This window comes from Pseudomonas sp. FW305-96, from assembly GCF_058783825.1.
The window spans coordinates 54,831-69,982 of the sequence record NZ_JBYSYW010000033.1 but is presented as its reverse complement, the minus strand read 5'-3'; the positions used below and the strand labels follow the sequence as shown (position 1 = coordinate 69,982).

Sequence of the window (15,152 nt, the reverse complement as noted above, 5' to 3'; positions counted from 1 at the left end):
AGCGGCATGGCGCAGGTTGAGGAAATGAAGCAGCTGCGTATTTCGGGCAATCGGACGGTGGCGGTTGAGTTGACCACTACTGCGCGGGTTAAACCCAGCTTGCTCGGGTTGCTTACCTCAGGCGGGGGCGGTGGTTTGAACGCCGGGATGCTGTGGTTCAACGTGATCTCGCTGAAGACGGCTTACAACAGCCTGCAGAAAAGCAATGCGCCGGAATACACCGCCGGGTTTGCGGCGTCGATTTCCGGGGTGATCGGTGCGGCTGCGGCGACATTGGTTAGCGTGAGAAAAACGCAGCAAGCAGTAATGCTGCGATTGAGTGCGACGGCGCCAGGGATGGCCTTTGGTAACGGCGTGATCAAGTTTTTGGGGAGTAATCTGTTTGCTCGTTTAGCAGGCTACCCTGCAATTGGCTTTGGCTTAGTCTCAGACGGTTTAAAGGCGTATCGCCAGTACAACAACGGTAATTTAACTGCCGCTATCTATACAGCTAGCGGTGGCCTGACAATGGCCGCGGGTTCTGTGGTCGCCCTTGAAGCAGGACTCGCAGTAGCGGGAGCTACGTCAGTAGTGCCCTTTGCCGGGTGGGCCGCAGCTGGGCTAGTGCTACTAGGAATAGCAATTCTTGCCGGAGGCTTATACCTTCACGCCCAGGCGCATGCGCACCTGCACTCTCCTATTGAGTTCTGGGCAGCACGGAGCATTTTCGGCAATCGTAAAAACGATGGAGAGGTGCATCCCGAAATCGTACTGGATCATGAAAAAAAACTTCCTCCATTCCCTTATCTGCAGGACGAACTTAAAGCCTGGCATGATGTGCATTACGGACCAAGGCTAATATCCGCAGAAGAAGCGCGATCCTTTGGCATGACCGGGGTCGACAGTGGCTGGCATGAAAATAATTATTGGGCACCAGCGAACTGGACCGCTATCACCCATAACGAAGTCACCACCACACAACCCACCGTGGAATTCACTGTATTCCTACCGGGTTTCATCGTAGGCACGAGCGAATGGTCAGGTAGCTTGAGCAGCCTTCGTGAAGACGGAGAAATGGTCGTCTTTCCACTTGCTGCTGTTTGCTACATTATAGGCGCCGGCTTAATCCTGAACTTCAAGAACACCATAAACAACCAAACTCATGCCTCACTTTATTTAGCCTATAGCTCCAACCAAGGCTTGAATGAAGAGAATGAGGTTAGTTCAATTTTTCGTCTCGAGCGCTAATAATGTCAGTCATTTGGGCACTTAATATAAATTCGGATTCCGGATACAAACCCGCCATTACTGGACAGTTAGCAAACCTGTCTGGAGATACATTAAGCCTGCGAAATCCTTGGGTAACAGACTCCGTATTTATGGGGAAAATCTATACCGCGCTAATCATCGGAGTAATGACTGGTATTTACCCAAGCCTTCTATCAATCAAAATATTAAACCTCGACACCCTCAATCTTGCTTTCATAGCCATAATGACACTTACACCCTTCGTTTTTTTCCCCTTCTTGCTTTATAGAATCTATTTTATAAAGAATCTCTCCGAATTTTACTTCAACCGTGCAACCAAAAAAATATACTACCAGCGAGGAAGAAAGCTGTTCACTTTCGACTGGAACACTACAGGCGGTGGCTTTTTCAAGCGAACTGAATATGGTGGCGCATCCTTCAGCACTTCCTATGCACTTGCCTTTGCTCCCTACAGAGAAGACGGCAGCCTCCACCAAAAAGACTGCCTCTGGGTCGACAGCAACGAGCCCACCGAACCGGGCTTCAAACACGTCGCCGAAGTCTGGGAATACATTCGTCACTTCATGAACCACGGCCCGGCCAAACTCCCACCTCCCGGCGAACCCAACTGGTGGTACCGACCGCTTCATGCCATCTGCCTGACCCCGGCAGAAGCCTGGCGCCACTACGCCCCCTGGCGAACCGGCGAGCCCGGAGAAATGCAGGGCAAGAAGAACTGGCAACTGCCGTTCTGGGCCGTGTTGTTCCCCTACAACCTCGGCCTTGCCCTCTGCTGGTACGGCGTATGCCGCCTCTTCAATGTCCGGGCTGCACCGCCTCCACCAGAGGCCTTCGAGCAAGCCCCTGTTCAACCAAAAAAAGGAAACTGCAAATGAAACCCATCGTACTCGTAGGCCATCGTCATAGTTGCCCTATCCATGGCGAAGGCACCGTAGAAACAGGCGCAAGCGCAGCATTCGTGGATGGCAGGGCAATAGCACGCGTCGGCGACCGAATCAGTTGTGGCGCTATCATCGAAACCGGTGCTGGCAGCACGATCATCGAAGGCCAACCGACGGCAAGGGAGGGAGACACCACCAGCCATGGCGGAACCTTGGTCGAGGGTGATCCGGGTTGGCTGATTGATTGACAGCAAAGCCGGCAGATGGCTTTGACAAGAACGAAAAAAGACGCCGAAGCGTCTTTTTTTGAGAGCTCAAAGAATTCTAAGAATTCTTTGAGCCAATATTTGGAGCGGGAAACGAGACTCGAACTCGCGACCCCGACCTTGGCAAGGTCGTGCTCTACCAACTGAGCTATTCCCGCGTCGTGATGGGTGCCATTCTAGCGATTTACAGAACGGCGTCAACCCCTTGATTCAAAAAAACTTTTACTTCTGCTCCGAACCTTCGCGCAGGTGCGGCCAGGCGGCCACCAGGTAGTGCACCATCGACACCAGGGTCAGTCCCGCCGCCACCAGCAGCAAGCCGTAGCCCAGCACCACCCAGAAGGTCAGCAGCGGCGGGTTGGCCAGCAGGATCACCAGCGCCAGCATCTGCGCGGCGGTCTTCCACTTGCCCAGGTTCGACACCGCCACATGGGCGCGGGCGCCGAGTTCGGCCATCCACTCGCGCAGCGCCGAGACCACGATCTCGCGGCCGATGATCACCGCCGCCGGCAGCGTCAGCCAGAAGTTGGCGTGCACCTGCACCAGCAGCACCAGGGCCACGGCGACCATCAATTTGTCGGCCACCGGGTCGAGGAAGGCGCCGAACGGGGTGCTCTGCTGCAGCCGACGCGCCAGGTAGCCGTCGAGCCAGTCGGTGGCGGCGGCGATGGCGAACACCGTGCTGGCGGCCATGTAGCTCCAGTGATAGGGCACATAGAACAGCAGGATGAAGATCGGGATGAGCAGGACGCGTAGAACGGTGAGCAGGTTTGGAATATTCATCGGTACGACTGGCTGCGAGTTGAACCCGGCATTCTACTCGCTATGCAGGCTGGCATAAATCGACTCGGCAAGCTTTTTACTGATGCCGGGGGCCTTGGCGATCTCGTCGACACTGGCGCGGTTGAGCTCCTGCAGGCCGCCGAAATGTTTCAGCAGGTCGCGGCGGCGCTTGGGCCCGACCCCGGCGACGTCCTCCAGGCTCGAGGTGCGCCGGGCCTTGCCGCGCCGGGCGCGGTGGCCGGTGATGGCGAAGCGGTGGGCTTCGTCGCGGATCTGCTGGATCAGGTGCAGGGCCGGCGAGTCGCCCTTGAGGGTGAACTCGTGGGCCACGTCGTTCAGGTAGAGGGTCTCGAAACCGGCCTTGCGGGTCACGCCCTTGGCCACGCCGAGCAGGGTGAGATCGGTAAGGCCGAGCTCCTGCATCACTTCGCGGGCCATGTTCAGCTGGCCCTTGCCGCCGTCCACCAGCAGCACGTCGGGCAGCTTGCCCTCGCCGTCCTTTATCCGCCCGTAACGGCGCATCAGCGCCTGGTGCATGGCGGCGTAGTCGTCGCCGGCGGTCACGCCTTCGATGTTGAAGCGGCGGTAGTCGGATTTGAGCGGGCCTTCCGGGCCGAACACCACGCAGCTGGCCACGGTGGCCTCGCCGCTGGAGTGACTGATGTCATAGCACTCCAGGCGCTGCGGCACTTCGTCCAGGCCCAGTACCTGGGCCAGCGCCTCGAAGCGGGCGGCCATGTGCTGGCGATTGGCCAGGCGGGCGTTGAGGGCCTGCTCCGCGTTGGTCACCGCCAGTTGCTGCCAGCGCGCCCGGGTGCCGCGCACACGGTGGCTGATGCTCAGCTCGCGGCCGCGCAGGGTCTGCACCGCCTCGCTGATGGCGGCGAAGTCGTCATGCACCACGTTGACGATCAGCTCGCCCGGCAGTTCGCGTTCGGCGTTGCCGAGGTAGTACTGGGAAAGGAACGCGGCCATGACCTCGGCCACCTCCTCCTCGATGCCCACCTGGGGGAAGAAGTTCTTGCTGCCCAGCACCCGCCCGCCACGCACGCTGATCAGGTGCACGCAGGCACCGCCCGGGTTGACGAAAGCCGCCACCACGTCGACATCACCGGAGCCGCCTTCCATGTACTGCTGGTCCTGGACGCGGCGCAACAGGGCGATCTGGTCGCGCAGCTCGGCGGCCTTCTCGAAGTTCAGGGCCATGGCGGCCTTTTCCATCTCGGCGTTGAGCTCGTTGCCCAGCTGCTGGCTGCGGCCCTCGAGGAACATCACCGAGTGGCGCACGTCCTCGGCGTATTCCTCGGGCGTCACCAGCCCCACGCACGGCCCCTTGCAGCGCTTGATCTGGTACTGCAGGCACGGGCGGGTGCGGTTGGCGTAGTAGCTGTCCTCGCACTGGCGTACCGAGAACGCCTTTTGCAGCAGGCTCAGGCTCTCGCGGATGGCGCCGGCGCTGGGGTACGGACCGAAGTAGCGGCCTTTGGCTTTCTTCGCGCCACGGTGGATACCCAGGCGTGGGAACTCCCCGTCGGACAAGAACACGTACGGGTAGGACTTATCGTCGCGCAGCAGAATGTTGTAGGGCGGCCGCCACTCCTTGATCAGCGTCTGCTCGAGCAGCAGCGCCTCGGTTTCGTTGGCGGTGATGGTGGTCTCGACCTGGGCGATGCGCCCCACCAGGGCAGCCGTCTTCGGCGCCAGCCCCGTCTTGCGGAAATAGCTGGCCAGGCGTTTCTTGAGGTTCTTGGCCTTGCCCACGTACAGCAGGCGTGCGTCGCCGTCGAACATCCGGTACACGCCCGGGCGACCACTGCAGGTCGCCAGGAACGCGCTTGCATCAAAAGGTTGTGACATGAGGTGTGCTTTACAGACTTGCGTCGACCATACCGTGGCGGACGGCCAGCAACGTCAGTTCGACGTCACTGGTGACCGAGAGTTTTTCGAAGATCCGATAACGGTAAGTATTGACGGTCTTGGGTGACAGACACAACTTGTCAGAGATGATCTGCACCTTCTGACAACCGACGATCATCAGCGCAATCTGTATTTCCCGTTCGGACAACGCATCGAACGGCGACCCCTGGGGCTGGAATGACTTGAGTGCCAGCTGCTGGGCAATCTGCGGGCTGATGTAGCGCTGACCGGCGAAGGCCAGGCGGATGGCCTGGACCATCTCGTCGAGCCCGGCGCCCTTGGTCAGGTAGCCCGCGGCACCCGCCTGCAACAGGCGGGTGGGAAACGGATCTTCCTCGCACACGGTCACCGCGACCACTTTGGTGTCCGGATGACTGCGCAGCAGTTTGCGCGTTGCCTCCAGGCCGCCGATCCCTGGCATCTTCACGTCCATCAGCACCACGTCCGGCTTGAGCTCGCGGGCCAGTTTGAGGGCGGACTCGCCAGAGTCCGCCTCCCCCACCACCTGCAGCCCGTCGATGTCGGCCAACATGCGTGTGATGCCGGTACGCACCAGATCGTGATCGTCGACCACCAGGACCCTAATCAAGCAGACACCTCGTCAGTGGGGCGATTGGATCCCGCCACCTTAACAAAATTTTTCACAACGAACCTAGCGCAAAGCGTCATGGAAATATGCCTGACGGTCAGGCCGGCGCATGCGCAGCCCTTCATGGCCACCTTCTTCACCCGCGAGGCGGTTGAGCAGGTGCCACACCGCAGCCTGGTCGGCCGACGGCAGGCGGCGAAAGGCGCCTAGCAGGCGATTCTCATCCGAGGTCAGGCTGTCCAGGGGTGCAGGGGTGTGCACGCCGCTCAGCACATACAGCGCATCCACGCCGCGGCTTGCGACCGCCGCGAGGTAGTCCATGCGCGGCGTGCGTTCGCCGCTTTCGTACTTACCCTGGGCGTTGGGCTCGACACCGCCGATATCGCCAAATATGCGCTGGGTCAGCCCCAGGCGTTCGCGCTCTTCTCTGAGTCGTGGACCAAATCCGTTCATCTGCTTGCCTCCTTTGCATGAATGGAAGACGGGTGCATCCCGCACCCGAGTGAATGTCTGCACAATCGTCCGGCACTATGCCAATTGGATCCAATCGTTGCAAGCCATCATTGCGCCACGCCCTGAATCAGGGGGGACAGAAGACATGGCCAACACAGTGGGTTCAGCATTGCCGTCTGCAGGCTTTGCATCGCCCGCGCAAGGGGTTTGCCGGCGATGGCGGACAACACGAAAAAACTTGAATGACATTAATCGGCCAGCAGAAACCGTACGGGACAATCCACTGCAAGAATCACGGAAAACCACCGTTTTGACGCCATTATGTCGACACCAATTAGATAATCATTTTTTTGACGCCCAACTTTCATCAAACTTTAAATTGTTGTTTTTTAAGGGATTTTTAACTAGCAGCACAAACTTTAAGAAAATTCAAAACAAACTAACAAACAACCCTTGCCGCACTATCAGAAAACTCCTTAGTATGTAAAAAGACCACCACGAAACAGCCTGCACCGCTACTTATCTAGCGCGGCTTGATCCTGCGCGTCTGGCATTTGCATAACTTCTTGAACTGAGTATCTCGGCCGGCCTTGCGCCGCGCCTGGGGAGAGGGATCTATGAACATCAGTATCTTCGGACTTGGCTATGTGGGGGCGGTTTGCGCCGGTTGCCTGTCGGCACGCGGACACCAGGTGCTGGGGGTGGACGTCGCCCAGGCAAAGATCGACATGATCAACCAGGGTCGCTCGCCCATCGTCGAGCCGGGCCTGGAGCAACTGCTGCTCGACGGTGTGCGCCAGGGGCGCCTGCGCGGCACCACCGATGTGCAGGCGGCGATCCTCGCCACCGAGCTGTCGCTGCTGTGCGTCGGTACCCCGAGCAAGGCCAATGGCGACCTCGACCTGGTGTACATGGAGGCGGTGTGCCGCGAGATCGGCGCGGCCCTGCGCGACAAGGCCAGCCGCCACACCGTGGTGGTGCGCAGCACGGTACTGCCGGGCACGGTGAAGAACGTGGTCATCCCGCTGCTCGAGCAGGCCTCGGGCAAGCAGGCCGGGCGCGACTTCGGCGTTGCGGTCAACCCGGAGTTCCTGCGCGAGAGCACGGCGATCCAGGACTACGACTTCCCGGCCATGACCGTGATCGGCGAACTCGACAGCCGTTCCGGCGACCTGCTCGCCTCGCTGTACCAGGGCCTGGACGCGCCGGTGATCCGCAAGTCGATCGAGGTCGCCGAACTGATCAAGTACACCTGCAATGTCTGGCACGCCACCAAGGTCAGCTTCGCCAACGAGATCGGCAACATCGCCAAGGCCTCGGGGGTTGATGGCCGCGAAGTGATGGACGTGGTCTGCCAGGACTACAAGCTCAACCTGTCGCGCTACTACCTGCGTCCGGGCTTCGCCTTTGGCGGTTCGTGCCTGCCCAAGGACGTGCGCGCCCTCACCTACCGCGCCAGCCAGCTTGACGTGGCGCACCCGCTGATCGGCTCGATCATGGCCAGCAACCGCAGCCAGGTGCAGGCTGCCTTCGACCTGGTGACCCAGGCCGGCAAGCGCCGCATCGCCCTGCTGGGCCTGGCCTTCAAGGCCAACAGCGACGACCTGCGCGAGAGCCCGTTGGTAACCCTGGCCGAGCAACTGATCGGGAAAGGTTATGAATTGCGCATCTTCGACGCCAACGTCGAGCATGCACGGCAGTTCGGCGCCAACCGCCAGTACATTGAGCAACAGATCCCTCATGTCAGCGCCCTGCTGCGCAGCGACCTGCAACAGGTGATCGATGAAGCCGAGGTGATCGTGCTGGGCAACAACGACGAACGCTTCGTGCAGGCGCTCGACGCCGGCAAGCAGGTGATCGACCTGGTCGGCTTCATGGCCGGCGGCAGCAACGCCCAACACCACGGCATCTGCTGGTAAGGCACGCCGACGCCCGCCCCTGCGGCGGGCCCCGACCCAAGGAGCTACAGCGCCATGGAACGACAACGACAGCGGCCTCTCGCGGCCCCGGGGTATCTGCGCGCAGCAGCCACCTTCTGTGCCTGGGCAATGCTCGCCGGGCTCATCGCGCTGGCCGCGCAGATGGTCGCGCCGCAGTACCTGGACCCCGGCCACCACCAGTTCATCTTCATCATCGGCACCCTGGGCATGTGGCGCTACGGCAACGCCATCGTCCATTACCTGCGCGGCATGTACTTCCTGCACTGGCGCTTCCCGCGCCTGCGCCGCCGGGTCGAGCGGCTGGGCGACGCGGCATTGCCATCACACATGTTCATGGTGGTAACGAGCTTTCGCATCCCCACCCACACCACCTTCAAGGTGTACCAGTCGGTGTTCCAGGAGGTGCAACGACTCAAGGTGCCGTGCACGGTGATCGCCTCGATCGTCGAGAAAGGTGACGAGCAGTTCATCAAGGACATCATGCGCGACGAGGTGCAGGGCCGCGACGACATCCGCCTGGTCATCGTCCGCGCCCGCGGCACCGGCAAGCGCGATGGCCTGGCCCATGCCTTCCGTGCCCTGTCGCGGCAGATGCCGCTGGAGGACGCGGTGGTCGGCGTGGTCGATGGCGACACCATGATGCTGCCCGGCTGCGTCGAGCGGGCGGTCAAGCTGTTCGCCGTGCTGCCCGAGGTGGGCGGCCTGACCACCAACGAGTTTTGCGAAGTCGAGGGCAGCCGCTGGATGCGCCAGTGGCATTCGATGCGTTTCGTGCAGCGGCACATCAACATGTGCTCGATGGCCCTGTCGCACCGGGTGCTGACCCTGACCGGGCGGCTGTCGTTCTTCCGCGCCGGGGTGATGACCGACCCGGCCTTCATCCGCGACGTCGAGGCGGATTTTCTCGAGCACTGGCGCCTGGGACGCTTCCAGTTCCTCACCGGCGACGACAAGTCCAGCTGGCTGAGCCTGATGCGCGCCGGTTGGGACACCTTCTACGTGCCCGACAGCCACACCCTGACCGTCGAGCACCCACCCAGTGACAGCTTCTGGGTCGCCACCCGCCAGTTGATGTTCCGCTGGTACGGCAACTCGCTGCGGCAGAACTTCCGCGCCACTGCCCTGCTCGGCCGCGCGCGCCTGGGGCTGTTCACGCTGTACGTGCTGCTCGACCAGCGGGTGTCGATGTGGACCTGCCTGATGGGCCTGACCGCCTCGGTGGTGGCGGGCCTGGTGTTCGGTATCCAGTACCTGCTGGTGTACCTGTTCTGGGTGCTGCTCTCGCGCAGCCTGGTGACCGTGCTGTTCATCTTCGCCGGGCACCCGGTCAGCCCGATGTACCCCTTCGTTCTCTATTACAACCAGATCGTCGGCTCGCTGATGAAGGTCTACGCGATGTTCCACATGGACCAGCAACGCTGGACGCGGCAGAAGACCACCCTGGCCACCGGCAGCGTCGACTTCGACGCCAGCCTCAACCGCTGGTCCTCGAAGGCGATGCTGTGCTCCTCGATCGCCATCTTCTTCGGGGTCATCACCGTGCTTCTAGAACTCACGCAACGTTAAGGAAAGGCGCCTGCACATGAGTACTTCCAATACCCCCGCGGCCCCGGCCAACATTGTCCACGAAGCCATCGACGAGCGTCAGTACGTGCGCACCCGCATGAACGCCCGTGTACACCTGCGCGGCGCCGTGGGCGAGCCATTCGAAGCGGACCTTGCCGACATCTCGCTCGGCGGCATCGGCCTGCTGCACGAAGCGCCGTTGACCATCGGCGCGCTGTACGACGCGTCGATCCAACTGCGTCTGAACCAGGTCGACCTGGCGATCGAAGGCAAGGTGCGCATCGTCTCCCAGCGCGGCAAGGAGGTCGGCGCGCAGTTCGTCGACCTCGACGCACAAAAACGCGACATCCTGCGCTACCTGATCAGCGCCTACCTGTCGGGCGAGGTTGCCGACATCAACGGCCTGTTCAACGTGATGCAGCGGGAAAACTACATCAAGGCGCGCAAGCACCAGCAAGCCCGCGCGCGCACGCCGGGCGAGCGCCTCAAGGCCATCGCCGGCACCGCGCTGTACACCGCCACCGGCCTGGCCGCGCTGGGCTTCGTCGGCTACAAGGGCTATCTGCTGTTCTTCCGCATCCCGGCGCTGCAGGCCACGGTGGCGAGCAACGCCCAGGTCATCAGCATGCCGGACAACGGCTACGTGAAGTACCTGCTGCCCGCCGGTGCGAGCGAAGTGCAGGCCGGCCAGCCACTGGCGAACATCTCCACCCAGCTGGCCACCAGCTTCACCAGCCCGGCGGACATGAAAGCCCTGGCCGACCTCGCCCCGGGCGACCTGCAGGCGTTGTTGGGCCGCGCCAGCGTCGAGACGGTGATCAACAGCCCGTGCGACTGCCAGGTCTGGTACCCATCGCAACCGCTGGATGGTTATGGCTACAAGGCCGCGCCGATGATGCACCTGCTGCCCAAGGGCGAGGCCATGTTCGTGCGCGCCAACGTGCCGTTCGACAAGCTCGCCGATGTCAGCCGCGTGCGCTCGGTGGACATGCAGGTGTTCGGCCTCGACCAGCACTTCAGCGGCAAGGTGGTGGACGCCCGCTCCGACGAGCTGAACCACAACCTGGCGCTGACCATCCAGCCGGACAGCCCGCTGCCGGCGGCTGCCTACCAGAAGGCCGTGGCGGTCGACCTGTACCTGGGCCTGCCGTTCGGCAGCGGCAACTGAGGGCCGGTCATGAACGCCAAGAACGCCCCGCGCCTGTTGCTGGCCGGCCTCGGCCTGGTCTGCGCAGGCAGCGGCTGGGCCGGGCAGAGCCTGGAGCAGATCCGCTACGCGCTGTACAAGGACCCGGGCGCCGACGTCACCAGCGACCTGCGCGCCCTCGCCGAGCGTGGCGACCTGGCCTCCAAGCAACTGCTTGGCGATGTGCTGGCCAACAGCGACAGTGCCAGCCGCCAGGACATCGTGAGCCTGTATCAGGAGGCCTTCGCCGACGGCCACGGCCAGATCCCGGCGCTGGCCTCGCTGGCACGCCTGCTCGACCGCACCCCGCGCCTGCAGCGCAGTCACGAAGCATGGGTGCGCCAGGCCCTGGCCCGCTACCCCAACGACCGTGATCCGCGCAGCACCAGCACTAGCCTGGAGGTGTTCCTGGTCTATCCGCAGCTGTTCCCCGGCGAGCGAGCCGCCGAACTGCTGGCGCTGTACGAACAGAGCTGCCTGCTCAACTGCCGCCCGGAGCTGTATCGCGCCGTGGTCGCCGACCGCCAGGGCGACCGCGCCGCGGCCGAGCGCTGGTACCAGCAGGCGGCACGCATCGACCCGCGCGGCATCGAGCGTTACTACCGCTTCCTCGGCGAGCGCCAGGACCCGGCCTTCCTCGCCTTCGCCCGCAGCCTGGAGCCGGAGATGACCAGCCTGCCGGTGGAGGTGGTGCAGCGCATCGGTGCGCTGCTGGACAGCATCCACGGCACCACCCGCGCCGAACTGGACGCCGAACGCGAGCAGCGCCAGGGCCGCGCCATGGGCGCCAAGGTCGAGCCGACGGCCGAGCAACTGGCCCGCGACAAGGCCGACGACCAGCTGCGCGCCGACGGCATCGCCGAGGCCCAGCGCTGGCTGGACAACGCCGTCGCCCGTGGCTACCTGCCAGCGCTGGTGGCCAAGGCCAACTTCATGATCTCCAACCCCACCGAGCACAACGCCGAACAGGCCCAGGCGCTGATCACCCAGGTAAGGGCCAAGGACCCGACCCGCGCCAAGGCATTGGATGCCCAGTTCTACATGGTCAATAACTGGCTGACCCTGGACCCATACAAGGCCCATGCACTGATCGACGAGCTGATCGCCGCCCACTACCCGGACGCCCACCTGCTCCTGGGTGACCTTTACAGCAAGGGCGGCCTCGACCAGCCCGACCAGGAGCGCGCCCTGGCCATCTGGCGGCAACAGGCAGAGCAGGGTTCGACCGCCGCCTGGTACCGCATGGCCACCGTGCACCTGCGCGGCCGGGCCATCTGCCACGACCCGGTCAAGGCCTACACCTACGCCCGCATCGCCCTCGACCTCGGCGAGACCCGCGCCCGTGGCCTGATCAAACGGCTGGACAAGACCTTGCCCAAGGATGACATCGAGCGCGCCCTGGCCGTGCGCAACGATCTGTTGAAGGAGCCCACCCTGTGAAAGCGCACCCACCCCTGCTCGGCGCCCTGCTCGCCCTGGCGCCGCTGACGGTGCTGGCAGCCGAGGAAGTCACCGGCCCCGAGGCCGACAGCAGCGCGCCGATACGCGTCGCGACCGTTGACGGCAGCGAGCCGGTGATCACCTCGGAGTTCTTCAACAAGCTCACCCTGCAGACCGGCTACGGGCCGCAGGACTCCCAGGTCGGCCGCGACCGCGAGAGTTTCTACAGCCTGCGCTACGAGCCGTCGTTCGCCTGGTACTCGCCGGAAAAACGCTGGGCCAGGTGGATGGTCTATGGCCGCTTGTGGCTGAACTACGACTCCAGCCAGTCGAGTAACCTGGCGAACGAGTCGACCAACAACAATGCCCGCGAACAACCCGAGGGCTGGTACGCCGAACTGCGCGAGCTGTACGTCAAACGCAACCTGATCGGCGACGACCCGCGCTTCTCGCTGTCGTTCGGCCGCCAACGTTTCGCCGACGACTACGGCATCTGGTGGGACGACAGCCTGGAGTCGGTGCGCTTCGACTACCAGGACACCTTCTCCGACGCTTTCGTCGCGTTCGGGCAGAAATTCCACAACTACAACACCGACGTCAATTCGCTGGCCGCGAGCGAAGAGCGCACGCTGTACCTGATGGGCCAGTACGCCTATCGCTGGAGCCCGAACAACCAGGTCGGGGTGCGCCTGATGCAGGAGAACGACCGCAGCGACCACGACGTCGACGATCGCTACGACTTCAAGGGCTGGCGCTACGGACTGTTCTTCAAGGGCGACAACCTGCCCCTGGCCACTGACTACCACCTGGAACTGGCGGCCCTGGACGGCAAGATGGACAACACCGCCGGCAACGGCATCATCAGCACCGGCCACGCCAGCAAAGGCTGGGCGGCGCTGGGCGAGGTCGGCAAGCGCTTCGAGACGCTGCCCTGGACCCCGCGCCTGGCGTTGCGCGGCGGCCTGACCGACAAGCCGGACGACGACAACGACGGCTTCCGCCTCAACCCGATCCAGTCCGACCGCATCACCCGCCAGGGCTCGTACAGCACGCGCCTGACCAGTGCGTTCGTCGCCCTCGACCTGCGCAACCTGAGTTACTACGGCTTCGCCCTGGAGACCCGCCCCACCGCGCGCAGCGCCCTGGACCTGCGGGTGACCCAGCTCAACCTGCGCGACGAGGGCGGCGCGCTGCCGATCCGCATGGCCGCCGATGTCCGCGCCCGACGCCAGAGCGAACTGAACGCCGGGCTGCACGGCAAGGGCGACAACGTCGGCCAGATGATCGACCTCAACTACTACTGGAAGATGTTCCCGGTAGCCCTCGACGGCAAGCACCTGGACGTCAACACCCTGGTCAGCGCCAGCTACCTCAACGCAGGCAGCGCGCTGGACAGCGGTGACGACTACCAGCTGAGTGTCGGCGTGGTGATCAGCTACTAAGGACGGGCCTGCATGATCTTCGCCTCCAACGTATTCCTGTTCCTCTACCTGCCGCTGTTCCTGGCTATCTACTACCTGGCCCGGCCGCGGTGGCGCTCGCTGGTGATCGTTGCCGCCAGCTACGTATTCTACGCCTGGTGGCGCCCGGACTTCCTGCTGCTGTTCGTCGCCATCACCGCCTGGAACTACGCGTTCGGCCTGGGCATCAAGGCACGCCTGGACGCCGCGGACAAGCCTTGGGCCCTGCGCCTGCTGTGGTTGGGCGTGGCCGGCAACCTGGCGACGCTGGGCTACTTCAAGTACGCCAACTTCGGTGCCGAGATGCTGGCCCTGCTGCTGGCGCCGCTGGGCATCGACACCTGGACCCTGGAGAACATCTTCCTGCCGCTGGGCATCTCGTTCTATGTGTTCCATGCGCTGAGCTACATCGTCGACATCTACCGCAAGGACGCCACGCCCACGCGCAGCTTCATCGACTTCGCCGCCTTCGTCGCACTGTTCCCGCACCTGGTGGCGGGGCCGATCCTGCGCTACAGCCAGCTGGCCCCGCAGTTGCGCCAGCGCAGCCACTCGCTGGAGCTGTTCTCGCTGGGCGTGTGCCGGTTCATGCTCGGTTTCATCATGAAGGTGCTGATTGCCGACCGCCTGGCGCCGATCAACGTGCTGTTCATCGGCGAAGGCAGCCTGCAGTTCAGCGATGCCTGGTTCGGCCTGGTGGTGTCGACGCTGCAGCTGTATTTCGACTTCGCCGGCTACAGCCATATGGCCCTGGGCCTCGCGCTGATGATGGGGTTCCGCTTCCCGGAAAACTTCAACCAGCCTTATGTGTCGCAAAGCATCACCGAGTTCTGGTCGCGCTGGCACATGACCCTGGCGCATTTCCTGCGCGACTACGTCTACATGCCCCTGGTGCGCAAGCGCGTGGCCGGCGCCCTGCCGGCGCTGGTGTGGACCATGCTGCTGTCGGGCCTGTGGCACGGGGCGAGCTTCGCCTTCATCTGCTGGGGGCTGTTCTTCGGCATCGGCATGGTGCTGGAGCGCACGTTCGGCCTGGCCACCAAGGTCAGCACGCCGTACCGCCTGGGCCGCAACCTGCGCACCGCGCTGCTGATCATCCTGAGCATGCCGCTGTTCTTCACCATGGACCTGCGCCACAGCCTCGACATCTACCGGGCGCTGCTGGGCCTGAACGGCTTCGGCTCGCTGGAGCTGTACGTGCTCGGCGCCTCGAAGATGGCCATGGCCTTCGCCCTGGTGGCAGTCGCCTGGCTGATCCTGGCCGGGATCAACAACGTGCGCTTCTACGCCGGCAACCAGGACGGCTACTTCATGCGTCATGTCGGGGTGCTGCACAGCCTGCTGCTGTGGGCGGGCTTCCTGCTGGCGCTGAGCAGCCTGGCGGCCAGTTCGTTTTCGCCGTTCCTGTATTTCCAGTTCTAGG

Annotated in this window: 12 protein-coding genes, 1 tRNA gene and 1 pseudogene; 9 read left to right on the top strand and 5 right to left on the bottom strand. The window is 63.1% G+C overall.

Features of this window, described 5'->3' with window-relative positions; translation table 11 throughout:
• The 3 genes and pseudogenes from AC3WL2_RS21170 to AC3WL2_RS21160 all read left to right on the top strand — a co-directional run.
• Positions 1–1,227 (top strand): annotated as a pseudogene (locus AC3WL2_RS21170) (T6SS effector BTH_I2691 family protein); the annotation flags it as partial.
• A 2-nt stretch (positions 1,228–1,229) separates the two neighbouring features.
• Positions 1,230–2,123 carry a hypothetical protein gene (locus AC3WL2_RS21165; protein WP_102684131.1) on the top strand — a complete coding sequence of 298 codons (894 nt, stop codon included), beginning with the start codon at positions 1,230–1,232 and terminating at the stop codon, positions 2,121–2,123.
• The gene (locus AC3WL2_RS21160; RefSeq protein WP_102684130.1) at positions 2,120–2,377 is read left to right on the top strand and encodes a PAAR domain-containing protein; all 258 of its coding nucleotides are present in this window, start codon (positions 2,120–2,122) and stop codon (positions 2,375–2,377) included. The genes AC3WL2_RS21165 and AC3WL2_RS21160 overlap by 4 nt, the downstream gene beginning before the upstream one ends.
• A gap of 100 nt (positions 2,378–2,477) precedes the next feature.
• On the opposite strand, the gene AC3WL2_RS21155 is transcribed toward AC3WL2_RS21160, so the two are convergent.
• The 5 genes from AC3WL2_RS21155 to AC3WL2_RS21135 form a co-directional block, all read right to left on the bottom strand.
• A tRNA-Gly gene (locus tag AC3WL2_RS21155) sits at positions 2,478–2,553 on the bottom strand.
• Between the two features lie 64 nt (positions 2,554–2,617).
• Entirely contained in the window at positions 2,618–3,178 is a 561-nt protein-coding gene (pgsA, locus tag AC3WL2_RS21150; protein ID WP_038706385.1) for a CDP-diacylglycerol--glycerol-3-phosphate 3-phosphatidyltransferase, read from the bottom strand.
• 33 nt (positions 3,179–3,211) lie between these two features.
• The gene (gene uvrC, locus AC3WL2_RS21145) at positions 3,212–5,035 is read right to left on the bottom strand and encodes an excinuclease ABC subunit UvrC (RefSeq protein WP_102684129.1); all 1,824 of its coding nucleotides are present in this window, start codon (positions 5,033–5,035) and stop codon (positions 3,212–3,214) included.
• 10 nt (positions 5,036–5,045) lie between these two features.
• Entirely contained in the window at positions 5,046–5,684 is a 639-nt protein-coding gene (gene gacA / locus AC3WL2_RS21140; RefSeq protein WP_023631421.1) for a response regulator transcription factor GacA, read from the bottom strand.
• Between the two features lie 63 nt (positions 5,685–5,747).
• Complete coding sequence (locus AC3WL2_RS21135; RefSeq protein WP_046855102.1) at positions 5,748–6,137, bottom strand: helix-turn-helix domain-containing protein; 390 nt, start codon at positions 6,135–6,137, stop codon at positions 5,748–5,750.
• A gap of 617 nt (positions 6,138–6,754) precedes the next feature.
• On the opposite strand from AC3WL2_RS21135, the gene AC3WL2_RS21130 reads away from it, so the two are divergent.
• The 6 genes from AC3WL2_RS21130 to AC3WL2_RS21105 are packed head-to-tail and all read left to right on the top strand — an operon-like array spanning position 6,755 to position 15,151.
• Entirely contained in the window at positions 6,755–8,056 is a 1,302-nt protein-coding gene (locus tag AC3WL2_RS21130; protein ID WP_102684128.1) for a nucleotide sugar dehydrogenase, read from the top strand.
• Between the two features lie 54 nt (positions 8,057–8,110).
• Complete coding sequence (locus AC3WL2_RS21125) at positions 8,111–9,643, top strand: glycosyltransferase (RefSeq protein ID WP_173862449.1); 1,533 nt, start codon at positions 8,111–8,113, stop codon at positions 9,641–9,643.
• Positions 9,644–9,659: 16 nt separating this feature from the next.
• Positions 9,660–10,811 carry a PilZ domain-containing protein gene (locus tag AC3WL2_RS21120; RefSeq protein ID WP_102684127.1) on the top strand — a complete coding sequence of 384 codons (1,152 nt, stop codon included), beginning with the start codon at positions 9,660–9,662 and terminating at the stop codon, positions 10,809–10,811.
• Positions 10,812–10,820: 9 nt separating this feature from the next.
• Positions 10,821–12,269 (top strand): tetratricopeptide repeat protein, encoded by a 1,449-nt coding sequence (locus AC3WL2_RS21115; protein WP_102684126.1) that lies wholly within the window; start codon positions 10,821–10,823, stop codon positions 12,267–12,269.
• Entirely contained in the window at positions 12,266–13,711 is a 1,446-nt protein-coding gene (locus AC3WL2_RS21110) for an alginate export family protein (protein WP_102684125.1), read from the top strand. Before AC3WL2_RS21115 ends, AC3WL2_RS21110 begins: the two co-directional genes overlap by 4 nt.
• A gap of 12 nt (positions 13,712–13,723) precedes the next feature.
• A complete protein-coding gene (locus AC3WL2_RS21105; protein ID WP_102684124.1) occupies positions 13,724–15,151 on the top strand; it encodes an MBOAT family O-acyltransferase in 1,428 nt (475 codons plus the stop codon).
• The last annotated feature ends 1 nt before the right edge of the window (position 15,152 follow it).